Raw genomic sequence first — 26,899 nt, 5'->3', positions numbered from 1 at the left:
AAGTTCCACAGAGTGCCAAGTCACTAGACCGAAAACTTCTGCCTATTCAAAGCCAACTTCCTACTAGAATGAATGATGCCCAGTAAAAAGGATGAGCATATTTTGGCTGTTTGAGCAGAGCTATCTGTGCCTGACGAAGAGCTTTAACTTTGCTTTCTCCTTGTAATAGTTGCTGGTAAAATTCGCCCATAAGCTTAGCAGTGGATTCATCTTGTACTGACCAGAGAGTTGCTAAAGTACTGCGTGCGCCAGACCGCACGGCTACTCCTGCTAATCCTAATACCGCTCGCTTATCGCCAGTTGCAGTTTGGCAAGCACTCAGAACTAATAGTTCAATCGGATTAAAAGTACCCGGCTCTCTAGAACGTAATAAGTTCTCAAAATCTTTGACATTTATTCTGCCATTCCACGTCAGAATAAATGTAGAATCTGAGCTAGAACTAAACTGACCGTGAGTAGCTAAATGAACAATAGAAAAAGAATTTGTATTCAGATGTTTCTGTAAGTTAGTTTCGGTGAAATTCTGATTTAGAAATACTTTAGACGGAACTTCGGATGCGATTTGACTAACTTCAGATACTACTCCTGGCAATGCTGAAAAACCTTGGCGAGCTTCGGTAATTCCGCCTGCTAAAATTTTGGTTCGCTTTTGGGCAAGTAACTGACTTAACGGCGCATTTCCCACTCGTGATGCAACTATCTGTAAACCCGGAGCCACTACAATATTGTACTTTTCAATGAGATATTGTTTGCCATCGTACAGCGCTGCCATTGGTAAATTTCGCAACGAACCGTCTAGCACAAATACTAAAGTGGCGATATTACTTTTGGTTAACTCTGTTTCAGCAGGTTGGATTAACCAGCTATAAACTTGTTGAGACAGGCGCAAACGAACTTCACTTGAAAAAAATAAATTAAGAGATTCTAATAACTGCTCCAGCGTTTTTTCTATATCATTTTGCAGCAACTTAGTCGTGTAATGGCTGAGAGGTTTTCCGGGTAAAGATAAGATTACCTCTAAACGATTTGACAAAATAATGGGGTAGATGACTGCTGCTTGAGGATCGAGTTGATCAATTTGCTGGGGTTTAACATCTAAACAAGCTTCTCGAAAAAAGTTATCTAATTCTGCTAAATGTAGCGCTTCAATGACTTCACGAGCTTGTTTGATATTTGTTTGACTGGGATTAGATTCTAACAGTAACTCCACTAACTCACGGTAAATGGGTTCGACGTTTTCGCGGAAGGAAAGTTGAACGTCAGGATTAAGGGCTATCAAGTCACTGCGGAGGGATTGTAAGGTATTAACGGCTTTGGTGTAAGCAGCGATCGCATTCGGAATATCGCCTTGCTGTTTGAGAAGTTTGCCGAGTTGCCCTTGCCAACGAGCAATAATACTAAAAGCATTAATTTCTTGCGCGATCGCTAGTGCTTGTCTCGTCAGAGCCTCGGCTGGTTCCCACTGCTGCGTTTGTTCGTACAGGTATCCGAGTTGACCCAGCGCGTAAGATTCAGCACGCGAGTCTTTAAGCATTCTCGCTTGTTCGACAGCTTTTGCTAATATCTGGGCAATTTCTTGAGAATTGACCATCTGCGATCGCTCTTCCCGATCTCCCAATTTTATGAGAGTTCTAGCCAAGTTGACTCGACTGTAGACAGCGGCGCGACTGGGTAATATACTCTCTAATTGAGACTGGATTTGGGGTAATAATGCTTGGGCTGCGGCTGGTTGTTCAGTTTCTACTAGAAGGCTTAATCGGTTCAGTTGGGCTTCTATAACTAAAGAATTGGGAGAATTCTCTACTATCTTTTGGTAGATTTCCAGCGCTTCTTTCGGTTTTTGTAAAGTTCTAAGAGTATTTCCCAAACTAAATAAACTGGCATTAGTTTCTAAGGGCAAGTTTAGCCTTTGGGCGAGCGACAAACTTTGTTCTAAAATCTCCTGGGACTGAGTTAAATCTCCCACTACTTGCAAGGTAACTCCCAGACTTCGCAATCCCGATACTTTAAGCGAGGAATCTGGCAAACTTTGCAACTGGGTATTTAATTGTTCTAAGTTTGTTTTAGCTTGTCGGTAGAGTCCCAATGCTTGCAAAGCTTGAGCTTGGTTTATCAAACTGCCCAATTTTCCAACGTCATCGCCTGCTGAACCGTAAGCTTTTTCAGCTTGTTTCCAGGTATCTAAAGCCGCTTCAGTTTGTCCCATTGCTAGCTGGAGACTGCCTTGAGTATTCAAAACTTGGGCAAGAGTGGCTGTATCGGGTTGGGTTTGCAATAAATTGAGACTTTGGGCGATCGCGCTTTTCGCTTGCTCCCATTGTCCCAATTCTTGATAAGCGTTCGACAAATAACTGAAAGCGATCGCAACTTGGAGCCGATCTCCCTGCGCCTCAAGGTTTTTAATCGCTTGTTGCCAGAACGCGATCGCTTCATCAAATCGTCCTGCTTCATAAAGGTTTCTACCTTGTTCTAGTACAAAGGCATCATTCTGAATTTTAGATTCTGAACGATCGTCAGAATCCGGAATATTTTTAACAATAGATACCAATTGAGAATCGGAATAAGAAAATTTAGGATTAGTCTGCGCTAGTGCTGGGAAAACTGTTGTCACCAAAAACAGTGTCAGCAAGCCTAGCCAGATGGTGTAATGAATACTTTTTTGGAGCAAACGAATTTTTAACATTAAACCTTTGGCAAAACTGAATAATTATTCCTATTTATCTGCGGCTAAAAATCAATATCCTTCTTTCCAGAAATCTCTAGCAATCTAAAATTAGTTTTTAGATTTAATGAACCGCCAAGAACGCTGCATAGCGCTAAGGAAGAGAAAGAAGAGAAACGGAATATTTTATGAATGATTGAAGATGGCTATATTACTGAGAAACGCTGCAATTAGCAATTTTATCAGAGGGAATTTGGGGCACACTATTGATAGATTTGGCGACCAGTTCTACCTCACCATTAGCATTTTTTACCCATCCAGTTGCCTCGACCATTAGAGTACGTGCGGAGGCAGTCTGGGAAACGGGGACGGGGATCGAGGCATTACCCATACGGGGACGCAAATCCCGCCAAACAGTACTTCCTAATAAAGTTTCATTGGGGTCTGCGGGCAAACCGCCGCGTCCGGTAACAACAAAACTATTACCCCTAGAAGCCGAACAACCTTGGGCAATTTGATCGCTGATGTCAGTCAAATTTTCTGGCAATGCGACTAAGCCAGTAGAAGGGTTAACATCGGCAGTATTGATTTGGACAATGCCGCTGAACTGAGTTCCCAGACTAGAGGTGGCGGTGATATCGCTGTTTGAAGTTTTAAAGATGCCGCTAGCATTAATTCTTACTTGACCCCCAAAGCCTTGCTGAGCATTGGCAGTAATGTCGCTATTTTCTAAAGCGACCAACGTTTTTGTATTAATAATGATGTTGCCGCCATTGGTACTCATATCATTATTGGCGATCGTCTGACCCGTATCAAACAAGATGATGTTGCTGGCATTAGTAGTAATCAGGCTGTTGTGCCGCAATCGCAAATCTTGGGATTCAATCGTAATATTTCCCTGTTCCGCCTGCCGCTGAGTCGCTCTAATAATCGAGTTATTATCTAGCTCAACTGTGGTAGCGCGAATATTAATGTTACCAGCATTACCTTTCCCAAAATTAGCAACATTAATTGTTGCCCGATCCCGAAAGATCAATCTGTCAGCAATTACGGTTACATTGCCAGCATTTCCCGTCAACGGCGGTGGAGAACTCGCAAGATTGCTTAAGCTAGTCCGGGCATAAAAACCGCTACCAATTCTCCCGGTTGCAGAAGTTCCTCGTATTTGTACCTGATTGGCTCGAACTATGATATTGCCACTTTGACCTGCGCCAAAGGTAGACACAGAGATCACAGCTCCATTTTCAAGGGATAGTTGTTTAGCATCAATAATCACATCACCGCCAACTCCAGTTGAGCCACCAGTAGGATTAGAAAAAATACCCGTCAGACGCGATCCATTCGCTGAAAGACCCCCCAGTTGCACATCCCTCGCTTGCACCTTTAAAGCACCAGAATTCCCAGAACTATTAGTTCCCATACCAATGGATGCTCCATTTCGCAGCAGCAACCGATCTGTTGTAATTGTTAAATCGCCGCCTTTTCCCTGACCATTCGTCTGCACAAAAAAGCCGCTACCGATTCTACCATCGGCTGTTCTCCCAATCAGTTCCACCGTATCCAAAGCATTGATGGTGGCGCTTCTCCCCGGTTGAGATCCTTGTGTGAGGGATACGATGAGCGAACCTTGTTCTAGTTTCAGATTTCGGCTTTGTATCTGAAACGAACCTCCCTGTGCGCCGCTGCTATCTACTGAAGCAGCACCAGACAAGTTGATATTGCCTAATTCTGCAAGTTTTTGCTCATTGTTGAAGCTGATTTGTTCGCTGCTGACTTGCATTGGCAATAAGCCACGAGTAACTGACCAAAGTGCGATCGCTCCCGATTCAGCCTTTAAATTACCGCCCTCTAAGGCGATTTCTCCCCCGACTAAAGCTAAAGTTTTACCAGCTTGCACCGCTAGACCATCGGTTGTCGTATTCGGCTCTAGTCCGCCTGTCTGTCCGAACCTGAAATTGTGACCCGACCCTTGGACGCGAATTACTCCCGCATTTGACCCATTGAATTGTAAACCAATCGGAAGATTTATCGTTAGCAATGGGGAAGCGCTGGGATTGGTAGCGCTGAACTCAGTTCCATTGCTAAATTGAATGCTGTTAGCAGTCGAGGCGAGGAACGAACCACCTATATTGAGTTTGGCATTTTGACCAAAAATAATGCCATTGGGATTGAGTAGAAATAAACTAGCTTTACCGTTAGCTCGAATCAATCCATCAATATGAGAAAGATTGCTACCTGTAATGCGATTGAAGATATTTTGAGTGTCTAGGGCGTTGTTGAAGAAAGCTTCAGTGTTTATAGGAATGGAAAATTCTGTAAAGCTGTGAAATAGATTGCCGCCTACTTGCGTGCCGCCCTCAATGCGGATGGCGTTGCCTTCTGGGATAGCAATGGTATTATTTGGCAGCGTAGCATCCGGAATAATTTGTGCTAAGGTGCGACTAGAATTACTTACCCATAAAAGGAAAATCGTACCAGTAACCCAGAGGAAGCGACCAGGCTGGCTCACAGTTTTTAAACTCAAAGATAACGCTTGTCTACAGTATACGTGATGTGCAATTTTCCCTAGGGAAAATCTCACCCTAGGCTTCTAGGGAAAAGTTGATTGTAATAGAAGAAGAGGTCGGACGGATGGTTCCTATGGAATAGTTTATCATTGCCGTGTTTTCCTGCCTAGATGACCTGTTGAAAAAAGTCATTTGTGGTCAAAGAGTGCAAGAACGGGGATTTCGATAGAGATGTTTAAGTTGTGTTAATTAAATGATAAATAGCTCCAGAGAATAAATTGTTTGAATCAGTAAACAATAAACTGATGGTTAGCTCGTGCATAAATGTGGATTTCGCAGCTGTTAGAAAATGCGCTAGGGAGTAGTCATACCAGCGCATTGCGATTGAAGATGCCCAAATGCGTCATGGATGTAAGAGCCGTCGCCTGGGAGTCGATGGTTACATAATTACTCGTAGAAGCTTGTCATCAGCCCCAAGGCACCGCTGCTAAGGTTAGAGTACCCGCTGGCGCTGACAATTGTCCTGTACTAACAGACTAGACTGTGCCGCCGAGTAACCTGGCTGAGTTGCTGTGAACGTGAAGTCGAGATCCTAGGGCAACTCTTACGAAGTCGGGGAGCTGAAGCGCTGGCATCTCACAACTAAAATAGGATTGCTATATGGATGAGTCTGTTAACGAGCGATCGCCACCGCTGACTTGCCCTAAGATATTCTCAATAGACGGATTAGAGAGATTGGCAATTTGGTTCTGGCTAAGACCGAATTAGCTGAAACTGTGGAAGAGATTCGCCTTATCGCCTGAAAGAGTACCGCCAGTAGAGATAGCTAATTTGATGCATGGATGATTTTGTATGCTTTAACATGAGGAAAAATTTATTTTTCAGCCATGAATCTTGTGCCCGAAATTCCAAGATTACTTAGACAATCGGTTATCCTAGTTTAACCTTAATGTCAACCAAACTTTAGTTTTCTCAACATTTAAATTCACCATGAGCGCTAATCTGAAAGAATTTTTAGAAGCCTGCGAAAATTTAGGAACACTGCGTCTGATTGTTACCAGCAGTGCTGCTGTTTTGGAAGTACGCGGCCCAATTAGAAAGCTGTTTTATGCAGAATTACCCAAAGGTAAGTACGCTAATATGCACGCCGATATATTCGAGTTTCACCTAAATATGGATGCTATCAAGCAGGTAAAATTTGAAACAGGCGAATCAAAACGGGGTAACTTTACTACCTATGCAATTCGCTTCCTGGATGACAAAAATGAACCAGCATTGAGCGCATTTCTCCAGTGGGGCAAACCAGGAGAATACGAACCAGGGCAAGTAGAAGCATGGCAGTCTCTTCAGGAGAAATATGGAGAAGTTTGGGAACCAGCACCCATTGATTCGGTGTAGTCGAAAAAGCAAAATCCCGCCGAATTTTTTGCTGCGTTAGAACCGGGTAAATTGAGGATATTTCTGTGTGTAAAAGCAATCTAAATCTCCAAACAAACCCACGCCTACCGCGATCTTATGAGTCTTTTGGGATCAACCCGTTGCACTTTATCGCTATCGACTACAACTTTTGCCATGTGCCTGTGAGTAATGTTGGTAAGAGGATGTTTGAAAAGTTGCTGACAATACACCAACCCTTTGGAGATCCCCCTTGCATCCCCCGATAAATTGGGGGACTTTGAGGCTCTTGTTTCCCCCTTTTTAAGGGGGGCTAGGGGGGATCGGTTACTTCTCAAACATCCTCTAAGGGCGCATAGGGATGCGATGAGCGCCCATGAATCGAAGAACTCAGGCAAATGAGCAGTGTTGCAGCGATTGTAGAAGACTTGCAGTTATCGCGTCTCTACGGGATTTCAGGCGCAGGTGCATGGGTAGACGACTCCACAAGCAAGCTAGACAATTTCTCACTTAATCTAGCCCTAGTTCTCCCTTATCGAGAAGTCTGCACCTATATAAAATGAAAAACCGTGGGAGTTGGAGTTCCACGGCTTCTGAAGGAGTCTTATCTTAAAACAATCTTATTCGGCAGCAACTTGTAGAAAAGGGCTGGTAACAGTTTTTGTAACCGAATTGCCTTGGTGAGTGGAAGTCGCGGCTATACAGACGAAACCCGGATGGTGCGCGGGTTTTAATTTCATGAATCCGCAGCGGCGGACTTAGTTTGTTTAGCCGCGATTTCTAATTGCCAAGGCATGGCGTCCCCAGAATTCACATCCGTTCCACATACCGCTTCAACTCCCGCGCCATCCGCTTGATGCCTTGCTGCTCATCATCCCGAATGAAGGGCATAAATACACGAGTCAGCACCCCTGAGAACGTGTTGCGGTGGAAGTATTTAGTCCGTCCAAAGCCAATCTCTTGCAACTCAAAGACATACTCATTCTTAAAGCCAGGAATCGAGGAAACCCAAGCGAGACAAAGTCCAGACTGCACTCTAGTAATCAACGGCTGAAACTCAGTTTCCTCCTCACCCGGCACGCGCCGCACAGAGAGTAAAACCTCTTCCCCCTGCTTAAATGGCATCGTTGGATCGAGGTCAAATAAAAAAGTGTTCCACTTATACCACTTTTCTTTTTTCAACAGAACCTGCCAAACTTCCTGCTTAGGAGCATTAATTTCAATTTCGGTATAGAGACTCGCCATTATCGCGGCAGCTAATCCGGTAGTGTAACTGGGTACAATTGGAAACTTGCAGCTCCTTTAGGCTAGGAGCGTACAATTTTGGATTTTGGAGGAAAGGATTTTAGATTCCCAATCCAAAATCTATCATCTTAAATCTAAAATCTTTACTCAGCATGGTAAACCTAACACCCAACTCTAGCTTCAGTTTAACGATTCGCCTCCAGATTCCCAATCGCGCTGGGATGTTAGCAAGCGTCACCACAGCGATCGCTAGTGTCGGCGGTAATATGGGTCAAATTAGTTTAATCGAGCGGACTCGCAACATTGTGGTGCGAGAAATCACCGTCGATGCCGCCAGTACGGAACACGCCGAACAAATTGTCCAAGCCGTGAAAGCGTTGCCAGATGTCAAGGTGATTGATGTCTACGACTGCACCTTTAACTTGCACCGCAGCGGCAAAATCATGATGCAGAGTAAGATTCCGCTGAAAAATCAAGCCGATCTAGCAATGGCTTATACTCCCGGCGTTGGTCGTATTTGTATGGCGATCGCATCTGACCCCGAACAGGTTCACACTCTAACGATTAAACAAAACACGGTCGCTATTGTTACCGATGGCAGTGCCGTACTGGGATTGGGCAACTTGGGGGCAGCCGCATCGTTGCCAGTGATGGAAGGCAAAGCGATGTTATTTAAAGAATTTGCTGGGATTGATGCCTTTCCCATTTGCCTGGATACCCAAGACACGGATGAAATTATCCGCACGGTAAAAAATATTGCCCCAGTTTTCGGCGGCGTTAACCTGGAAGATATTGCCGCCCCCCGTTGTTTCGAGATTGAAGCGCGACTGCGGCAGGAACTCGATATTCCCGTGTTTCACGACGATCAACACGGCACCGCGATTGTTAGCCTTGCTGCCTTGATTAACGCCCTCAAGTTAGTGAAAAAATCCTTAGCGGATGTGCGAATTGTGATTAATGGGGCGGGTGCTGCTGGGGTAGCGATCGCTCGTTTGCTCAAGAAAGCCGGTGCAGAATCCATCTTGATGTGCGATTCCAAAGGTATTCTCTCCAGCCAACGCGCCGATTTAACCCCAGAAAAGCGAGAATTTGCCGTAGAAGCCAGCGGTAACTTGGCAGATGCTATGCAGACAGCCGATGTCTTTTTAGGCGTCAGTGCGCCCGGAGTGGTGACGCCGGAAATGGTGCGTTCGATGGCAAAAGATCCGATTGTATTTGCAATGGCGAATCCCATTCCGGAAATTCAGCCAGAATTAGTCACAGAAGATGTCGCCGTTATGGCAACCGGACGCAGCGATTACCCGAATCAAATTAACAACGTCCTCGCCTTCCCTGGCGTCTTTCGCGGGGCACTCGATTGTCGTGCGACTACTATTACGACCACGATGTATCTAGAAGCCGCTTACGCGATCGCTTCTTTAGTCAAACCCTCCGACCTCGACCGGGAACATATCATTCCCTCCGTGTTTGACCCGCGCGTAGTCAATGCCGTCGCCGGTGCCGTGCAAGCCGCCGCCCGTCAAGAGGGCATCGCCCGCCACTAAGCGAGCAAAGTAGCTGGTTCTAGGCGCAATCTATCGCGTCTGGAACCGGGAAGTGGGGAAGCTACCAATTATCAATTCCCCATTTTCATTCCTGAAATAGTTTGCTCTACAGATAGAGTTTCAATTTTCTAGATATTGGAAGAATAAGGGGGAATACTGCATTCTTGCTAGGGAATAATGAGCTTTAGTTTCTTTGACATCTTCTGGGTATTTCTGGCTCTCAGTTCGCTCTTGCCTGCCTTCCAACAACGTCGGTTGGCATTTCAGCGAGTCCAAGCTTTGCGGAATTTCGAGCGATCGCGCAATAGTCGAGTGATTTTGCTAATTCACCGGCAAGAATCGATTAGTTTCTTAGGAATTCCCATCTCGCGCTACATTACCATTGAAGATTCAGAACAGGTGCTGCGGGCAATTCGCCTCACGCCCCCCGACGTTCCCATCGATCTGATCTTGCATACCCCAGGTGGTTTGGTGCTGGCAACTGAGCAGATTGCCAGAGCATTGATTCGCCACCCTTCTAAAGTCACCGTCTTTGTACCTCACTACGCCATGAGCGGCGGCACCATGTTAGCTTTAGCATCTGATGAAATCGTCATGGATGCCAACGCCGTCTTGGGGCCAGTCGATCCCCAGTTGGGAAATATGGCAGCGGCGAGTATCCTCAAAGTCATCGAACAGAAGCCCATTAGCGAAATCGACGACAACACGATCATCATGGCAGACCTGTCGCGCAAAGCGATGGATCAGGTACAGCGGTTTGTCCGAACCCTCCTGAAAGACAATATTCCCCAACCGAAAATTGCTCCCGAAAACATCGAACGGATTGTGGAAGCTATCACTACGGGGCGAGTCACTCATGACTATCCGATCACGGTCGAGGAAGCCACGGAACTCGGTTTTCCGATTACAGTGGGGCTGCCAATGTCAATCTATAACCTGATGGATTTCTACCCGCAGCCCCAAGGCGGACGTCCTAGCGTGCAGTACATTCCCATGCCCTACGAACGTCCCCCAGCATTACCACCGACCCCTAAGGGCAGACCTTTACCAGAGAATGCTAAGTTTTAAGCTACCGTGAGATTTAAATTGCTGAGTAGTTGAGGCTGGTAATCGTCAGGAGTCAGTAATGCTTTGCTACTGACTCCTGACTACTAACTTCTGACTAATTATCCATTACCAACGCAGCGCGATCGCTATGCAATTTAGACCCACAGCTGCTTAAAAATTTTAGGACTTACACAAATATCACCACATCTGAGGGCAACCACAGGGGGATTGAACCCGAAAAAACCCTATGTGTATAAGCTTTGCGTAAGTCCTGAATTTATCAGCTTGACGGCGATGGACTGGGGCTGGGAGTCGGTGATGGACTGGGACTGGGACTGGGACTGGGACTCGGTGTCGGTCTTGGCGATGGACTGGGACTCGGTGTCGGTCTTGGCGATGGACTCACCTGTGGCGTTGGCGTGGGACTCGGTGTTGGGGTGGCGCGGGGTGTTGGCGTTGGTGTTGGCGCTAGTGTTGGTTCTGGCGCTGATTCTGGTGTTGGCGTTGACGCTGGCGCTTGCTCTTCAAGTCCCAGGATTCTTCTTGCCTCTTGGTCGAGTCTCTGACGTACTGGTAACGTAGCGATGCCAGTTACCGGCAAATTAAATTGTCTCTGAAACTGCCTGATGGCATCTTCAGTGCGCGGGCCATAAAACTGGTTGCGGGGAAGGGGCGGATTTGGCTTAACCACAAGATTCAAGTTTGCCTGAAGAATTTTGGTTATATTTGCGGCAAAATCCTGTGTCTTTGGCCCCGCTGTAGCATCAACAGGTGTTAGCTTATATCCCTGCTGAAACTCGCGGATAGCCCTTGTAGTGGCTTCATCCGTCAGAGTATCTCCAATCGTGACGTTATACCCAAAGCCGCGCAACAAGGAGCGAAATTCCCTTGGTGTGTAATCGCGGCTGCGTTCGGCTATAGCTACTTGGTAACTGACTAAGCTGGCGGTTATGGTGATCACCGCAGCCAAAGGCATTCCAAACCTACTCCACATAGCTCAATCTCCTCACTCACTCACTCACTGATTAAGCGCGATAGCGATTTGAACAGTTACAGTTTAAGCTGAATTGGGCATTCTATCGTTTATTTTTAGCAAGCGATCGCCACAACAGCCAATAGCGATCGCGTGGCGTGTGCTGCCGGGTTCGACCTTTCACCGTGCTGATATCCAATGGAATCCTTCTGTTTTTAAGGCAACATCAGCAATTGGCGAACAATCAGTGGTATCAAATCTGACTGAAGCTTCCGAGGGTCTGTCAAGCTGATAATTGGTAATTGAAGATTGTGATGGATGGTAGGTAGTAGGTAGTAGCTTTTTCCCCATTACCTTTTTCCCCATTACCTTTTTCCCCATTACCTTTTTTCCCATTACCTATTACCTCTTCTTCCTTTCCATGTCACCTCAAAAATTGGCAAAGACGCCCCAATCTCGTCGTAACTTGTGGTTTGAACGTGTAATGGCACTTTTGGCGGTGGCTAACTTAGGCTTGGTGCTGTTCGACTTAAGTTACGTTCCTCTGCGCGATTTCTACCTGCGGGAATTTCGCAGCCTTACTCGAATCTATGACCCAATCAAAGGCATTGAACCCCATCGAGAAACACAGCAGTATCTGGATACAGTAGAAAAACTCAAAGCACAGCTGCAACAGACAGAAGGATTGCAGTCGCCAGAAGTAGCAACCTTGTTGGAGGAACTGCGCCAACGAAGTGTGGAAATGATTGATACGAATCCGTTTGCAGAGGCGAATAAGACGGGGACTCTGGAAAAAATCAAAAATCGGATGCGTCAGCACATTGGCAAGGATTCTGCTAAACAATCTTTCAGCACCTTTTGGAGTCTGCCTTATTTATCCCAAGCTGGCGTAGAAAAAGAAATTACCTTTTATAACCAAGAAATTCAGCCTTTGATCGCAAGGAATTATTTTCGCCCAGTTGGGGAAACAGGTAATTTCGTTGACTACTTCTGGAAAATTGACCTCTGGTTTATCATTCCCTTCGGCATTGAGTTTTTGCTTCGTACCTACTATATTCATCGGCGTCACAATAGTCTCACTTGGCTCGAAGCAATGATGTGGCGCTGGTATGATATCTTCCTGCTGCTACCTTTTTGGCGGTGGCTGCGCGTCATTCCAGTTGTGATGCGCCTGCACCAAGCAAAATTATTAAACTTGGAACCAATACGGATGCAAATTAACCGAGGATTTGCGGCAAACTTTGCGGAAGAATTGGCAGAAGTCATCGTGATCCGGGTAATTAACCAGCTGCAAGGGTCGATTCGCTCTGGAGAACTGACTCGGTGGTTATCAGGACGGGAGACTCGTCCTTACGTTGACATCAACAATGTTAATGAAGTGGAAGCGATCGCTACCCTATTGATGAAAGTAACCGTCAATCAAGTGTTACCAAAAATTCAGCCGGATTTAGAAGCAATTCTACAGCACAACATTGAAAAAATCCTCAGCCAATCCCCCCTCTATCGGGGACTCCAGCAAGTACCTGGAATGGGTACCATCCCCACGCAGATGACTGAAAAACTGGTAAAAGAAATCTCACTTGCAGCCTACAACACCCTCACCGCCTCTCTGGAAGACGATCCGGTTGGCGCAGAACTTTCCAAACAGCTGATGGAACACTTCACTGAAGCCTTAGGATCGGAGGTGCAAAGACAGCAGACCGTTCAAAAAATTCAATCTTTACTTTTAGATATGTTGGAGGAAATCAAACTCAACTACGTCCAGCGCTTGTCCGAGCAAGATTTGGAGCAAGTGTTAGAAGAAACAAGAGCGATCCGTCAAATTGTCAAGCACTAACCAGATAGTTTCTCCGACAGCGATCGCGCCGCCACCCAGAATAAAAATTGTGCTTCTACTGAGTCTTCAGTCCGCGCTTACACGCGCCTACGCTAACAATCTTCAGTCCTATTTTCCTAGACCTTCAAGTACCAATGCTCGGTGCCAATCTCTTTTCTTGCCAGTTCCCTCAGCGCTCTGTTGACGACTCGCCACTCGCATACCGCTTGAGTTAAACTCAAAGTTAGGAAGGCGAATCCATCAGGATTCGTCCAGAAACTTCTTGGAATATAGTGTTCGCAGGAAGTGGGGCAGCACCCACTTTTTTTATTGGAGTTTTCCAATGACTCATCCCCTGATTCCACAAATTATTGATTTAGCAGCGCCGGTGGCAGAAGCCTTGGGCTTGGAAGTAGTCGGGGCGGTTTTTCACACCAACCAACGCCCACCCGTGCTGCGCGTGGACATCCGGAATTGCAACGCTGACACAGGGCTGGATGAGTGCGAACGAATGAGTCGGGCATTGGAGGCTGCTTTGGATGCGGCGGATTTCATTCCTGATGCCTATGTCCTAGAAATTTCTAGTCCCGGTATTGCGCGCCAGTTGACGACAGATCGGGAATTCATCTCCTTCAAGGGATTTCCTGTAATTGTCACAACATCCGAACCCTACGAAGGGCAGCAAGAGTGGACGGGGCAACTGATTCGTCGGGATGAAGATGGTGTTTACCTCAACCAAAAGGGTCGAGCGATCGCCATTCCCCGCCAAATGGTGAGCCGAGTGCAGCTGGATGAAAAACGGTAATTGAGCTAAGAGCTTAGTAGTCAGCCGTCAGTGGTCCGGTGAGGAAGTTGCCTCTTGACCACTGACCTATTACCAATTACCAGTTACCAATTACCAATAGCAATTAGCGAGGTTTTTTTTATGTCAATGGTTAGTCTACGCGGACTTAAAGAGCTAATCGATAAAATTAGTGTAGAGCGCAATTTACCCAAAAGTGCCGTTCAAGCAGCCCTACGAGAAGCTTTATTGAAAGGATACGAGCGATATCGTCGCACCCAAAACCTCGACAAGCATCATTTTGATGAAGATTACTTTCAAAACTTTGAAGTCGAACTCGACCTAGAACAAGAAGGAGAAGAAGGCTTCCGCGTCTTAGCGACCAAGACCATCGTTGAAAAGGTGAGTAGTGGCGACCATGAAATCGGTCTAGAAGAAGTGCAGAAAGTCGCTCCTGAGGCGGCTGTTGGCGACACAGTGGTTTTAGATGTGACCCCCGATCAAACCGAGTTCGGTCGTATGGCAGCAATTCAGACCAAGCAAGTGCTATCGCAAAAACTGCGAGATCAGCAGCGCAAAATCGTCGCTGAAGAGTTCCAAGAACTGGAAGGAACCGTTTTGCAGGCGCGGGTACTGAGATTTGAGCGGCAATCCGTGATTCTAGCTGTCAGTAGTGGGTTTAGTCAGCCAGAAGTAGAAGCTGACTTACCGAAACGGGAACAGCTACCCAACGACAATTACCGTGCCAATGCGACCTTCAAGGTATTTCTCAAAAAAGTGCGCGAAGGCCCAGCGCGGGGACCACAGTTGCTGGTTTCTAGAGCTGCCGCCGGTTTAGTCGTTTATCTATTTGCCAACGAAGTCCCAGAGATTGAGGATGAAGTGGTGCGGATTGTGGCAGTGGCGCGGGAAGCGAATCCCCCTTCTCGTCACGTTGGTCCGCGAACTAAAATCGCCGTCGATACCCTGGAGCGCGATGTAGACCCCGTGGGAGCCTGTATTGGTGCGAGAGGATCGCGGATTCAAGTGGTGGTGAATGAATTACGCGGCGAAAAAATTGATGTAATTCGTTGGTCGCCCGACCCATCTACTTATATTTCCAATGCTCTGTCGCCCGCACGAGTGGATGAGGTGCGTCTGATTAACCCAGATGCTCGTCAGGCTCATGTTTTGGTCGCGGAGGATCAATTGAGTTTGGCAATTGGTAAAGAAGGTCAGAATGTCCGTCTAGCAGCCCGCCTGACTGGTTGGAAAATTGATATTAAAGATATTGCCAAGTACGATTACGAAGCGGAAGCTCGGAATATGGCAGCTCTAGCAGCCGCTCGGCAAGCCCAAGAGGAAGCTGAGTATGAAGAAGCAGACGATGAGCCTGAAGAACTGGAAAGACCAGCAACAGTGCCTAGCTGGCAGCAGAACGGTGACGATTTTGATGATGTAGATGAAGTAGATGAGGTGGAAACCACGGAAGTTTAGATTTGAGATGAAATTTTCCATCCAAAATCTAAACTCCCAAATACTTGAGATGGAACCAAACTACCGACGTTGTGTGAGTTGCCGCCTAGTCGCGCCAAAATCGGCGTTTTGGCGAATTGTCAGAGTCTATCCGTCCCAGCAGTTACAATTAGATTGGGGGATGGGGCGATCTGCCTATCTTTGTCCCCAAGAAAGTTGTCTGGTAGCGGCTCAAAAAAAAAATAGGCTGGGCAGAGCGCTCAAAGTACCTGTCCCAGAAGCACTGTACCAAACCCTGTGGCAGCGCTTAGCTACTAAACTTGAAGGCTGCGATCGCTCCTTGCCAAGAAGCGAATCCAGCCCTCAAGAACCTTGCCTACCATCCGCATCAGACCTAAAACAGCCGCCCGAATGAGATATTGTAGGAAAGAAGTCCAAAAAAAGTGACGTGCCCCAAATTGTAAAGATTTGTGCGAAATTAGAAATACAAGTGTTTCACTATCCTTAGGGATAGTTCAGTTAACTTGGTGATAAACAGACTTCCCATAAGTAGCTTGGATATCATTAGTAGAAGTATAGGCAGCAAGTTAAAGCTTCACACCCATTAGGCAGTAAGCAAATGATCAACAAGTTGTCGTTCAAGCAGATGGTTATGGTGTAAAAACTGGTAGGATTCGAGGGGAAAGACTGGATGAACAACGGCAAAGTAAGAATTTACGAGTTATCGCGGGAATTGGATTTGGATAATAAGGATATTCTAGGAATTTGTGAGCGGCTCAATATTGCAGTCAAGAGCCACAGCAGCACAATAACTGAATCGGAGGCGGAAAGTATTCGCTCGGCGGCAGAAAAACAGGCAGCAGCCCGACCCGCTTCACGTGCGCGGGCTCCAATCGATCAGCGTAAAACAGCACCGCTAGCCGCTCAATCGGTGCGACCCAGGCTAGAAAACAAGCCGCAAATTTTGGAGATTCGTCAGCATAAGTCTGGTTCTGGTTCTAACGCACAACAGCCGGGAGAACAGGTGGCGATTCCTCCCCAACCACCAGTAAGACAGCAGACGCCATCACCCATGAAGCCGACAAGCCTGAATAAACCAGTGCGTCCTAACCAGCGGGATACTACTCCTGTAGTAGAAGTAGAAGTAGAAGTAGAAGTAGAAGTAGAAGTAGAAGTAGAAGAAAAACTACAGGTAGACCCGGTAGAGGCTCCTCATAACCCAGCGCCGAAAGCTGTTGAACCAGCCCCCCATCTCGTTGAACCTCCCATGCGACAAGCAGGGGAGCGTCCTGGGCCAAGTAATGTGGATCGGCCTGTATTAAAACGTGCCAAGGTAGAAACAGGCATTAGCTCGCCAGTCGCGATACCCCAAAAAGTAGGACCAGCGAGCGGGGCACCCGAAAGAAATAACGCATCGGCTCCTCCCGCCCCTGTCAGATCGGAGCGACCTGCCCCCCCTGCCCCACCACGAGTTCCAGAACTGCACTCGCCGCCCCAAAGACCGGTGCGACCTTCCGTGCCAGTTGGCAGACGCCCAGGCGGTGTCGGTGACACGCAACTAGAAGCAGGTTCCAGTCGCTCGAAGCTACTACGGGACGAAAACGATGAAGGTTTGGGAACGCCCGATACCCTCGGAGAAGAGGCAAGAAAACCGAATCCCCCCCGTCTCGTCGGTCCCAACAAGCGAAAACCTGAGTGGGAGGATAGTGAGGAAGAAGAAAACCCAGATAAAGCAGGCAAGGCAGGTGCTAAAGCTAAACGTCGGGTTCAACCCCTCATTGATGACGACGAAGACTTTGAAACGGATTTAGAGGAATTGCCAGCAGCATTACAGGTGAGTCTATCCGTGGCTCGTCCTCCCAAGCAGCAAAAGGCTCGTCCACCCAGCCCAGTCGTGGTGGCAGCGGAAAGAGAGAAGCGGAAGCCTCAAATGCAGCGCGGCGATGGGCAAAGCAACGATCGCGATCGCCGTCGCGAACCTGCTGCTAAGGCAGAACGTCCCGAAAATCTGGTGTTAACGGGCAGTATGACCGTTCAAGAACTCGCGACAGCCCTAGCAGTCCAGGAAACAGAGATTATCAAAACTCTGTTCTTTAAAGGCTTTGCGATCAATATCACCCAAACCCTAGATATCCCAACCATCACAATGGTGGCCAAAGAACTGGGCGTGGAAGTGGAGACGCAAGAAGAACAAGCCGCTGCTACAAAAGTAACGATAATGGTGACCGACGAAGACGTGGATCACCTGCAACGTCGTCCGCCAGTCGTAACGATTATGGGTCACGTAGACCACGGGAAAACAACTCTGCTTGATTCCATCCGCAAAACCAAAGTAGCGCAGGGAGAAGCCGGGGGAATTACCCAGCACATCGGTGCCTACCATGTGGATGTGGAATATGAAGGAAAAACTCAGCAAGTTGTGTTCCTAGACACCCCTGGTCACGAAGCCTTCACAGCAATGCGGGCGAGGGGAACACGAGTCACCGACATCGCCGTTCTGGTGGTTGCTGCCGATGATGGTGTCCAACCCCAGACAATTGAAGCAATCAGCCACGCGAAAGCAGCTGAGGTGCCAATTGTCGTGGCGATCAACAAAGTTGATAAACCGGATGCCCAGCAAGACCGCGTGAAGCAGGAATTAATCCAGTACGGTCTGCAACCCGAAGAATGGGGCGGCGATACCATAATGGTTCCCGTGAGCGCCATCAAAGGGGAAAACTTGGATACCCTGCTGGAAATGATTTTGATCCAGGCGGAAGTTTTAGAACTATCTGCTAACCCAGACCGCGCCGCTAAGGGTACGGTGATTGAAGCAAATCTGGATAAGTCGAGAGGCCCAGTTGCTACCTTGCTGGTGCAGAATGGTACGTTGCGAGTAGGTGATGTCCTGGTAGTTGGCTCAGTATTGGGCAAAGTCCGGGCGATGATCGATGACCGGGGAGATAGAGTTACTGCGGCGGCACCATCGTTCGCGGTGGAAGTGCTGGGCTTGAGCGATGTCCCAGCGGCTGGCGATGAGTTCGAGGTCTACCCGAACGAAAAAGAAGGTCGCGCGATCGCTAGTGCCAGAGCCGATGAGCAACGCCAATCACGCCTGCAACAGGTGATGGCATCCCGCCGAGTCACTTTGAATTCCCTCTCAGCTCAAGCTCAAGAAGGCGATCTCAAAGAACTCAACTTGGTTCTGAAGGCAGACGTTCAAGGTTCCGTAGAAGCTCTTCTGGGTGCCCTCGGACAGCTGCCACAAAATGAGGTACAAGTTCGGGTGCTGTTAGCGGCTCCTGGCGAAGTCACCGAGACAGACGTTGACTTAGCCGCCGCGAGTGGTGCTGTAATTGTTGGATTTAATACCACCCTTGCCAGCGGTGCCCGACAAGCAGCGGATCAAGCAGGGGTCGATGTGCGCGAATACAACATCATCTACAAACTGCTAGATGATATTCAAGGCGCAATGGAAGGTCTCTTGGAACCAGAGCAGGTGGAAGAACCTCTGGGGCAAGTGGAAGTCCGGGCTGTCTTCCCAGTCGGTCGTGGCTCCGTCGCCGGTTGCTATGTGCTGTCGGGTAAAGTGGTTCGCAATTGCCGAGTGCGGGTGCGCCGCAACAGTCAGGTAGTTCATGATGGCGTCTTAGATTCCCTCAAGCGGATGAAAGAAGATGCCAAGGAAGTCAATGCCGGATACGAATGCGGCATCGGCGTCGATCGTTTCAATGCCTGGGTAGAAGGCGACATCATCGAAGCCTACCAAATGGTAAGCAAGCGCCGGACTCTATCGCCAAATTAGTGCTGAGTGCTAAGGACTGAGGACTGAGAGAAGAAAAGTGAATCTCTTCCGACTTCATGCTCAGTCCTTTTAACTCAGTCCGCGCTGTCACGACACTTCGCCTTCAGTCCTCAGTCTGAGAGTCCTCTACAATGCGCTCTTTTTGGTTGGAACCGTTCTTGTGGATTCATCTTGCCGGTCTGGCGACAGTTCCCATTTGGCTGGAACTCTGCTGGCTGGGTCTGGCAGTTGGCGATCCCGTGTTTCCGGTGTGGTTGGAGATATTTTTGGTTGCCACTGTAGGCATTGCACCCGTGCTATGGATGCAGTTGAGCCGTCCTTTCAACATCTTCAGCATCCTGGCAGTGGCATTGAAGCCAAGTCAACTGACGCTTAACCAGCGACGCCTGTTGTCACAGTTCAAGTCACCCGCGAACCAATTAGTAGCCGTTCTGGCAGCTGGTTTCATGCTGTGGGTGTTGTGGCTAATCTATCAGGCAGCACCGCTAGCGGCGACTGTTACACCGCTTCCCCCAGAGTGGCGGTTCGCTGGACTGCTAATAGCGGCGCTGGCATTTCTGGCAAGCAATTTGTTCTTGCAGATACCGCTGAGCGTGGCGCGAGTCCTCCTCACTAACGAAGCAGCATTTTCTGCTACACAACCCTGTTCAGCAGAACAAATTCCGCAACAATTTACAATTCCGGGAGTACAGGTGAATCAAATCTTACCGCCGGAAATTTCAGAGACATCTGCTATATCGCCCAACCCACTAGAACCAATAAATGCCGCAATAGAAGCGCCAGCGTCCTCCGACTAATCTAAAAAAGAGATTTTTCTTCAAGGTTCCTGGTTTTTCTGCACATCGGTGTCTAACGTTAAAAGCTTTCAGCAACTGGCGTAACCCAAAAAATTTGGCTCTTCCGTAGTTGGTATGCTAAATTTATAGTCAAGAAGCGCCACAAGCTATACTAGCCATGAATTTAAGCCAATTTAGCGTTTATTAAATAGAAAATACAGTCCAAAATCGTTATACCTTGCTAGGTAAGCCTTTCAAGTTTTGGAATCAACTTTTTAGCATACCAAGTAATGAAGAGCCAAAAATTTTGGCGGATTGACCTAGAGATGTTACTGACAGCACAAATCCCCCCAACCTAACTGAGTTATCCTAAGAATAGACATAGAAATTTGTTAAATAGTCATCAGCGGGCAGTCAATTTTAAAGATTAGATTTAGAGATTAGATTTTAGAGTGGGTTGTAAATCCACAATCTAAAATCAAAATCTAAAATAGAATTGCTGAAGGCTGATAGCTGAAAGCTCCTTGTTCCCTTATTTAAGGTGCATATGGTCAGGTTTCCTGCTTCATCAACCAGCCAATTCTCCGGCAATACCAAAATCTGGGAAAGCCTCAAACAAGCGATCGCATCCAGTTCTGGGTTTCAGCGCTGGGAGATAGAACACCCGTTGGATGACGACCGCCTTCAGGAGTTCAACCTTGATTATCGGGTTCGCCGATATCTGCGCGAAACTCTAGAAACCCTTGCTTATTAGTCATTAGTCATTAGTCAGTAGCAAGGGACTAATGACTAATGACAACTCACTACTGACCAATTTTGATTAAATCACCTAGATTGGGCAAGCCCTGTCCCAGTCGCTTGAGTTTGCCATAAACCTCGGCAAGGCGATCGCCCTCCACATGAACTTCTGAGGTCGGGTAATTTTGTAAGAGTTCAATCAGGGTAATCTGATTGTCTGGAAGCGCCGAAGTCATCACCGCTCCCCGTAAGGACTGAATGTTTGCGCCATTGCCGGGAGTATGAACCACGTCACTGACTTGATTCAAGAGGATTTCCCCAATCTGGCTATTTAGCACCCGATCTAAAATCCGGGCATTCACCTTAACTTCTTGCGTCAGGGTTTTTCGCAAATCCTCAGGTTTTCTTCCTGCTAGAGCCAGATAAGCACGCAGCGCGGGTGAAAGTTTACCCGTTTCTGAAAAAGTTGTGAGTTCGGGAACAGATACCGATTCCCGTAGAAAGCGGTATTTCAGCACTACCGAGTTAGCAGCATCCGCAGGAGAGGCGCTGAGCAAAACACCCGCAGCAGCGAAGAAACAAAATACGAAAGGTAGCGATCGCAGCAGTAGAGAGCGCATAAGGAACCTGAAAACAGCTTTGAAATAGCACAACTGTGCTTATTCTACTTTGACGATACTGAATGCCAATGGGTTGCATCCTCCTGCTCAAGGAACAACTGCTTTTGAATCATCCCTCTGGCCTGAATTAGCATCAGCTAACGCGCTTAGATTTATAAAACCAAAGCCCTCAGAACATTTCAGGCTTTACATCGCCTGAAATTTTTTTAGAATGGGCAAGTTGCCACGTTGGGAACTGATAATATTCGCAACTTGTCATCAAACGTAATTGTGAATATTAATATTGGCGACGCGAGTGCATACACTAAGTATGTATAGCTTCCAGCGTAAAAAAATATCCCAATTAGTTAGTCTCTAAGTTGCTAAATCGTACAGTTAATAATGCACATCAAAAGCAGCAAACGTATGACACCTCAGGGTTTTTCCGCTCGTTCCTTCCATTTTTCTAGCATCCGTTCCGCCAAACGCCTCGCTGGTGTCGTACCCGTCCGGGCGTCCCTGCTAAGCGCTTTGTTGCTTTGGTCTGGAGGGGTCATGGCACTTCCTGCGGCTGCCCTTTTCGAGCCATCAACGCAGATAGCTCAACTTCCTGCAAGCGCGAAACTTGTCTACGTCAACCAATCCACGGGCAACGATACTGCCAGTGCTGGCACCAGTGAAACCACACCCTATCGCACTATCACCTACGCCCTCCAGCAAGCCAACTCTGGCACAGTAGTACAATTAGCTCCTGGTTCCTACACGGTTGACACGGGTGAAGTTTTCCCCCTCCTTGTCAAACAGGGCGTCATTCTGCGCGGCGACGAGCAAAGCAAAGGACAGACCGTAGCGATTATTGGCGGAGGCGGCTATGTTAGTCCCACCTTTTCCGGTCAGAACATTGCAATTCGGGCAGAGAAAGACAGTGAAATCAGAGGACTGACCATCACCAACCCGAATCGTCGCGGAACTGGACTGTGGATTGAATCTACCAATGCAACGGTTAGTAACAACACCTTTTCGAGCAACGACCGGGAAGGAGTTTTCGTCACCGGGACAGCTACCCCCAAAATTGAAAGCAACGTCTTTACCAAAAATAAGGGGAATGGCATTTCAGTCGCCAAGACAGCTCAAGGAGAAGTCCGCAACAATCTGTTTCAAGAGACGGGTAATGGGATTGTCTTGACTGAGACGGCATCGCCTTTGATCGCAGACAACCGCATTGTCCAAAACATTGATGGAGTCGTTGCCTCCAACTCCTCTGCCCCAGTACTGCGTAACAATATTATTGAGGCAAACACGCGCTATGGAGTCGTGGCAAGCGGGGATGCTCAACCCAATCTAGGGACTCAAGAAAATCCTGGGCAAAATCGGATTCGCAACAATGTTCGTTTCGATGTTGCCAACCTAACCCGCACGAATACTATCATCGCGGTCGGCAACGATATTGATTCTAAGAAAATTTCCGGGCGCGTGGATTTTGTGGCGGCGTCGGTACCTAGCGGCGGTTTTGCCGATGTTCAAGGGAACTGGGCGCAAGCGTATATCGAAGCTTTGGTTGCTAAAGATGTGATTGCCGGTTTCCCTGATGGCACTTTCCGCCCCAACGAACCTGTCACTCGCGCTCAGTTTGCGGCTATTATCAACAAAGCTTTTACACCAGCAGCAACACAATCTGGTATCAATTTTGTAGATGTCAAAAGCAATTATTGGGCTTATCAAGCCATCCAAACAGCTTATCGGGGAGGCTTTTTGTCTGGGTATCCGGGTCAGGTATTTCGCCCGGAACAGCGCATCCCCAGATTGCAAGTTTTAGTTTCCTTGGCAAGTGGTTTGAAATTGCGTTCGGACAATACTGGTGTGCTGTCTGTTTACAATGATGCCACCCAGATTCCTAGCTGGGCAAGTACAGCGATCGCAGGGGCAACTCAGAAACAACTGGTGGTGAATTATCCGACGCTGACTCAGCTCAATCCCAGCCGTGACGCCACTAGGGCTGAAGTCGCCGCTTTTGTCTACCAGGCGCTAGTGAATGCTGGTCGTGCTGAGGCGATTCCTTCACCTTATCTAGTCCAGGCTCCATAATCGCGGCTCAACGTGAGATGTATAGCGTTCCAACTACTGGATGCTGGCGCTCTATAAGTCGTATAATAGAGGTTAGCTTTCAGCACTCTGCTGATGGTTAACCTCGAAATGCGGGTATAGTTCAGTGGTAGAACGTCACCTTCCCAAGGTGAATGTCGTCGGTTCGAGTCCGATTACCCGCTTTTATAAACAGTGACTAATTAAATGTCATCGTTGACAGATTAATGTCGCTTTGACAAATTAGTGATGTCATTAAGGCTAAATCATCCAATTTGCCGAAAGTATTCGCAGTGGATTGGGCAGTTGAGGCAGCGGCATTTTTAGAAGGCTAGTTGGAATATCGAAAAAAACGCCAATTGGGATTCAAGTTTTCTGGCGCGGTTGGCTGAAATTGGAATCCCTATGTGAAGGTTGGCAACTTGCTACAGAGACTTAGCGCGAAAAGTCAGAGTAGAGGCTAGCGATCGCGCACAATAAAAAAGCTTCTGTCCACTCTACAACTGCCCCGTAGGTATCGCCGGTATGCCCGCCTAGCTGGCGGTGAAACCAGGCTCCTGTTAAAAGCGCGATCGCGCATCCTGCGGCTGCTGTTCCCACCGCTGCCAGCCACCGACTCGGTGACACAACGATCTGTAATCCCAACAGGGCAAATAGCAACAGCAATCCCAGCAGGATGTCTTGAGGCGTCCGAATCGATTCTTTGTGGAAGGCACCTTTACCCTCCGCTTTGAGGTAAGGATAGCAAGCGATCGCCACCACTTGTCCCCACCGCCCCCATCCCGCCGATACCATTAGTGCCAGCCACCGATAAGATTCTAAGTCAGTCAGGGCAGATGTTTTTAATAGCAGCAGCGCGATCGCTGCCATCGCTCCAAAGGCACCCGTGACGCTATCTGCCATCACCTCTAGACGCCGCTGTCGTTCGCGTAGCTTGTCCGCAGAAAAATCCTGCACTGCCAGTCCATCTGCTGTATCCATTGCCCCATCCAGATGCAGACCCCCGGTGAGGGCAATCCAAGCAACAACCACCATTGCAGAACGAGTCAGCATCGGGACACCCAGCAGTTGGAAACAAGTATCCAAAAGAGCGAGTAACCCCCCAATCAATAAACCCACCAAAGGTGCCCAACGAGCAATGCCCCGGAATTCTAATGCCCATCCAGATGGAATAGGGATACAGGTGTAAAAGGCGATCGCGCCCAGAAATGCTTGCCAAAATGAGAAAATTTGCACAACCAACAAACTTAATGACTTTTCGATCGCAGATTCAGCAGATTAGCGTATGAACAGGGGAGAAATGTTGGGCTAAGATTGTCTCGTAGCAGTTCCGATTGCCAAAGGCGTAAGCCATTAGGTTATGAAAGCTACCTGCTTCCCTAAGTAGTGTATATTGCATTTATTCTGTTGCATCTACGCAGCGACCAGGCAAGATCGGGCTTGTTTGAACCAGAGGCTGTTTCCATGACTTATGACCAATCTCCGCCCCGCTTACCGGCTCCATGTATTATTGACAGCGGCATAATCCTTAATAAACAAGATATGCGGCGACTGCTGACCGATCTAGGTCGCGTTCGCTACATCCACACCCTCGATGGCAAAGTGCAGAGCGAGGGCGAAGGATGCGTGCTGGAGGTATTTGCCGAGCCACAGCGGTCTACAATGATTGCTAACCAGGCAATCTATCTCAACGTCCATAGTTTTGATTATCTGCAACTGCACCAGTCGAGCGAACAGGAATCTTATTTTGACTTAATTCAAGATCATCGTCAGTTACGTTTGATACCGCTTTCTAGTCCACTCCAAGAGCAAAGCACGCCGATCATTAATGCCGCCGCTTTAGAAGCGATGGTGACACAAGTTCTGTCTGCTAAGTGGGATGTCCAACTTGACGACGACGATTGCTTATTCTAAGTAGTAGTTGTTAGGAAGTCGTTAGTCATCAGTCATTAGTCAATAAAAATCGGCTAATCACCTAAAAACTAAGGGCTAAAGACTGTTGTTAGTGAGACTCGCAGCTAAAGTAAGTGGGATTTTCGTTTCAATGTCAGGCGCGTTGTCGCCATACGCAGGCACGAGCCGGGACTTTTTTGACACCGCATGGCTTAGTGGAAACACCTAAGTTTATGCCGGTAGGGACGCTGGCGACTGTCAAATCTCTGACAATCGATCAGCTGGAGGCAACGGGTGCCCAAATGGTTCTGGCGAATACCTTTCACCTCCACTTGCAACCTGGAGAAGCGATTGTGGCGGGTGCGGGTGGGCTGCACCGCTTTATGGGCTGGAAGAAGCCGATGCTGACAGATTCTGGGGGCTTCCAGGTATTCAGCTTGAGCGAGTTGCGGAAAATTACTGAAGACGGTGTAACATTTCGCTCTCCCCGCGATGGGCGGATGCTTCATCTGACGCCAGAGCGGTCAATCCAAATTCAGAACGAACTGGGAGCGGATGTCATCATGGCATTTGATGAGTGCCCGCCCTACCCAGCGGAGCGATCGGAAGTCGTGGCGGCAACAGAGCGGACTTATCGGTGGCTGGAGCGGTGTATAAATGCTCACCAACGTCCGGACGAGCAAGTTTTGTTTGGGATTGTTCAGGGTGGGGTTTATCTGGATTTGCGAGTTGCGGCTGCTGAGTCATTAGCGGGGTTAAATTTGCCAGGATACGCGATTGGCGGTGTCAGTGTGGGAGAACCGCCGGAACTGATTCACCAGATTGTGCGGGCGACTGCGCCAGTGTTACCTGCCGAAAAGCCTCGTTACCTGATGGGTGTAGGCACTTATCGAGAAATGGCACAAGCGATCGCATCCGGTATCGATTTATTTGACTGTGTGATTCCCACCCGCTGGGCGCGTCACGGGACTGTGATGGTACAGGGAGAACGCTGGAATCTAAAAAACGCGCAGTACAGAGAAGATTTCACTCCCCTTGATGCTAGTTGTCCTTGCTACACCTGCCAGAACTTCAGCCGCGCTTACTTGTGTCATTTAGTGCGATCGCGGGAAATCCTCGGTTACACTTTACTCTCGATTCACAACGTTACTGAATTGATTCGCTTCACGCAACGAATTCGGGAGGCAATTTTAGGCGATCGCTTTGTTACGGAATTTGGTCACTGGCTGGACGTTTGAGGACTTTCCGACTCTCCGAAAGACGGAATCTTTCTATCGTTGTCTGCATTTTTTGGGTTAAAGTGCGATCGCGTTTTTCAAAATTTAGTTTTGGTATGTCTGAAACAGTCATGTTTAGCCAGTTTCCGGCAGAACTTATTGTTCCGCCGAGAGGGCTTGAATGGCTGTTTAATTATTTACCTATCATTGACATCCTCCCCGACCTAAAAGGTACGGGGATTCCAAGAATCACTTCTTAGACTTTTCTGCTTCAATGCAACTGCCATCAGACTTATGCCTATCCGGTCTTACGTTCGCTCCACAGACTTTCACCGCAAGCCCTGCGGCGAGTATGTTATGTGCGGCATTCACATCCCGGTCATGG

21 protein-coding genes, 1 tRNA gene and 2 pseudogenes are annotated in these 26,899 nt (G+C 47.9%); 16 read left to right on the top strand and 8 right to left on the bottom strand.

The features are described 5' to 3' along the window. Nucleotides 1–46: 46 nt before the first annotated feature. The 3 genes and pseudogenes from ACFW2W_RS21725 to ACFW2W_RS21715 form a co-directional block, all read right to left on the bottom strand. Complete coding sequence (locus tag ACFW2W_RS21725; RefSeq protein ID WP_378183131.1) at nucleotides 47–2,683, bottom strand: CHAT domain-containing protein; 2,637 nt, start codon at nucleotides 2,681–2,683, stop codon at nucleotides 47–49. Between the two features lie 190 nt (nucleotides 2,684–2,873). Beyond that, nucleotides 2,874–5,171, bottom strand: coding sequence for a filamentous hemagglutinin N-terminal domain-containing protein (locus tag ACFW2W_RS21720; RefSeq protein WP_378183128.1), 2,298 nt, complete (start codon nucleotides 5,169–5,171; stop codon nucleotides 2,874–2,876). Between the two features lie 657 nt (nucleotides 5,172–5,828). Then, nucleotides 5,829–6,023: pseudogene (locus ACFW2W_RS21715) on the bottom strand (hypothetical protein); the annotation flags it as partial. 136 nt (nucleotides 6,024–6,159) lie between these two features. Between ACFW2W_RS21715 and ACFW2W_RS21710 the strand changes: the two are divergent. Further along, complete coding sequence (locus ACFW2W_RS21710) at nucleotides 6,160–6,567, top strand: ChuX/HutX family heme-like substrate-binding protein (RefSeq protein ID WP_378183125.1); 408 nt, start codon at nucleotides 6,160–6,162, stop codon at nucleotides 6,565–6,567. A gap of 395 nt (nucleotides 6,568–6,962) precedes the next feature. Beyond that, a complete protein-coding gene (locus tag ACFW2W_RS21705; RefSeq protein ID WP_378183122.1) occupies nucleotides 6,963–7,127 on the top strand; it encodes a hypothetical protein in 165 nt (54 codons plus the stop codon). Nucleotides 7,128–7,374: 247 nt separating this feature from the next. Here ACFW2W_RS21705 and ACFW2W_RS21700 read toward each other — a convergent pair whose 3' ends face one another. Then, complete coding sequence (locus tag ACFW2W_RS21700) at nucleotides 7,375–7,809, bottom strand: SRPBCC domain-containing protein (RefSeq protein WP_378183119.1); 435 nt, start codon at nucleotides 7,807–7,809, stop codon at nucleotides 7,375–7,377. A 152-nt stretch (nucleotides 7,810–7,961) separates the two neighbouring features. On the opposite strand from ACFW2W_RS21700, the gene ACFW2W_RS21695 reads away from it, so the two are divergent. Further along, nucleotides 7,962–9,353 (top strand): malic enzyme-like NAD(P)-binding protein, encoded by a 1,392-nt coding sequence (locus ACFW2W_RS21695; protein ID WP_378183116.1) that lies wholly within the window; start codon nucleotides 7,962–7,964, stop codon nucleotides 9,351–9,353. A gap of 177 nt (nucleotides 9,354–9,530) precedes the next feature. Beyond that, on the top strand, nucleotides 9,531–10,421 hold the full coding sequence (locus ACFW2W_RS21690) for a hypothetical protein (RefSeq protein ID WP_378183114.1): 891 nt from the start codon (nucleotides 9,531–9,533) through the stop codon (nucleotides 10,419–10,421). A gap of 259 nt (nucleotides 10,422–10,680) precedes the next feature. On the opposite strand, the gene ACFW2W_RS21685 is transcribed toward ACFW2W_RS21690, so the two are convergent. After that, nucleotides 10,681–11,394 (bottom strand): peptidoglycan-binding protein, encoded by a 714-nt coding sequence (locus tag ACFW2W_RS21685; RefSeq protein WP_378183111.1) that lies wholly within the window; start codon nucleotides 11,392–11,394, stop codon nucleotides 10,681–10,683. A 73-nt stretch (nucleotides 11,395–11,467) separates the two neighbouring features. On the opposite strand from ACFW2W_RS21685, the gene ACFW2W_RS21680 reads away from it, so the two are divergent. From ACFW2W_RS21680 to ACFW2W_RS21645, 8 genes are all read left to right on the top strand, one after another. After that, nucleotides 11,468–11,665 (top strand): hypothetical protein, encoded by a 198-nt coding sequence (locus tag ACFW2W_RS21680; protein WP_378183108.1) that lies wholly within the window; start codon nucleotides 11,468–11,470, stop codon nucleotides 11,663–11,665. A 129-nt stretch (nucleotides 11,666–11,794) separates the two neighbouring features. Further along, on the top strand, nucleotides 11,795–13,210 hold the full coding sequence (locus ACFW2W_RS21675) for a hypothetical protein (protein ID WP_378183105.1): 1,416 nt from the start codon (nucleotides 11,795–11,797) through the stop codon (nucleotides 13,208–13,210). A 322-nt stretch (nucleotides 13,211–13,532) separates the two neighbouring features. Further along, complete coding sequence (rimP, locus tag ACFW2W_RS21670) at nucleotides 13,533–13,994, top strand: ribosome maturation factor RimP (protein ID WP_378183102.1); 462 nt, start codon at nucleotides 13,533–13,535, stop codon at nucleotides 13,992–13,994. A gap of 120 nt (nucleotides 13,995–14,114) precedes the next feature. Beyond that, nucleotides 14,115–15,446 (top strand): transcription termination factor NusA, encoded by a 1,332-nt coding sequence (nusA, locus tag ACFW2W_RS21665; RefSeq protein ID WP_378183099.1) that lies wholly within the window; start codon nucleotides 14,115–14,117, stop codon nucleotides 15,444–15,446. A gap of 49 nt (nucleotides 15,447–15,495) precedes the next feature. Then, entirely contained in the window at nucleotides 15,496–15,840 is a 345-nt protein-coding gene (locus ACFW2W_RS21660; RefSeq protein ID WP_378183328.1) for a YlxR family protein, read from the top strand. Nucleotides 15,841–16,116: 276 nt separating this feature from the next. Then, nucleotides 16,117–19,209 carry a translation initiation factor IF-2 gene (gene infB / locus ACFW2W_RS21655; RefSeq protein WP_378183096.1) on the top strand — a complete coding sequence of 1,031 codons (3,093 nt, stop codon included), beginning with the start codon at nucleotides 16,117–16,119 and terminating at the stop codon, nucleotides 19,207–19,209. 131 nt (nucleotides 19,210–19,340) lie between these two features. After that, on the top strand, nucleotides 19,341–20,006 hold the full coding sequence (locus tag ACFW2W_RS21650) for a low-complexity tail membrane protein (protein ID WP_378183093.1): 666 nt from the start codon (nucleotides 19,341–19,343) through the stop codon (nucleotides 20,004–20,006). Nucleotides 20,007–20,532: 526 nt separating this feature from the next. Continuing rightward, on the top strand, nucleotides 20,533–20,739 hold the full coding sequence (locus ACFW2W_RS21645; RefSeq protein ID WP_378183090.1) for a hypothetical protein: 207 nt from the start codon (nucleotides 20,533–20,535) through the stop codon (nucleotides 20,737–20,739). 49 nt (nucleotides 20,740–20,788) lie between these two features. On the opposite strand, the gene ACFW2W_RS21640 is transcribed toward ACFW2W_RS21645, so the two are convergent. After that, the gene (locus ACFW2W_RS21640) at nucleotides 20,789–21,343 is read right to left on the bottom strand and encodes an alpha/beta hydrolase (RefSeq protein ID WP_378183088.1); all 555 of its coding nucleotides are present in this window, start codon (nucleotides 21,341–21,343) and stop codon (nucleotides 20,789–20,791) included. Between the two features lie 405 nt (nucleotides 21,344–21,748). On the opposite strand from ACFW2W_RS21640, the gene ACFW2W_RS21635 reads away from it, so the two are divergent. Together ACFW2W_RS21635 and ACFW2W_RS21630 are read left to right on the top strand one after the other, a co-directional pair. Further along, a complete protein-coding gene (locus ACFW2W_RS21635) occupies nucleotides 21,749–23,407 on the top strand; it encodes a DUF1565 domain-containing protein (protein WP_378183085.1) in 1,659 nt (552 codons plus the stop codon). A gap of 110 nt (nucleotides 23,408–23,517) precedes the next feature. Then, nucleotides 23,518–23,589 (top strand) — tRNA-Gly (locus tag ACFW2W_RS21630). Between the two features lie 250 nt (nucleotides 23,590–23,839). Here the strand turns inward: ACFW2W_RS21630 and cobS are convergent. Next, nucleotides 23,840–24,640 (bottom strand): adenosylcobinamide-GDP ribazoletransferase, encoded by an 801-nt coding sequence (gene cobS / locus ACFW2W_RS21625; RefSeq protein WP_378183082.1) that lies wholly within the window; start codon nucleotides 24,638–24,640, stop codon nucleotides 23,840–23,842. A gap of 228 nt (nucleotides 24,641–24,868) precedes the next feature. Here cobS and ACFW2W_RS21620 point away from each other — a divergent pair, with 228 nt between their 5' ends. Further along, nucleotides 24,869–25,318, top strand: a complete 450-nt coding sequence (locus tag ACFW2W_RS21620) for a hypothetical protein (protein ID WP_378183079.1) — start codon at nucleotides 24,869–24,871, stop codon at nucleotides 25,316–25,318. 113 nt (nucleotides 25,319–25,431) lie between these two features. Continuing rightward, nucleotides 25,432–26,535: a tRNA guanosine(34) transglycosylase Tgt gene (gene tgt, locus ACFW2W_RS21615; RefSeq protein WP_378183076.1), complete on the top strand. Its 1,104-nt coding sequence runs from the start codon at nucleotides 25,432–25,434 to the stop codon at nucleotides 26,533–26,535. Nucleotides 26,536–26,763: 228 nt separating this feature from the next. Here tgt and ACFW2W_RS21610 read toward each other — a convergent pair. Continuing rightward, nucleotides 26,764–26,899: pseudogene (locus tag ACFW2W_RS21610) on the bottom strand (RNA-guided endonuclease TnpB family protein); the annotation flags it as partial.

The organism is Coleofasciculus sp. H7-2, from assembly GCF_042747725.1.
GTDB lineage: Bacteria > Cyanobacteriota > Cyanobacteriia > Cyanobacteriales > FACHB-T130 > FACHB-T130.
Note: the sequence above shows the minus strand (reverse complement) of the source record. Positions and strands in the feature narration are given on the sequence as shown.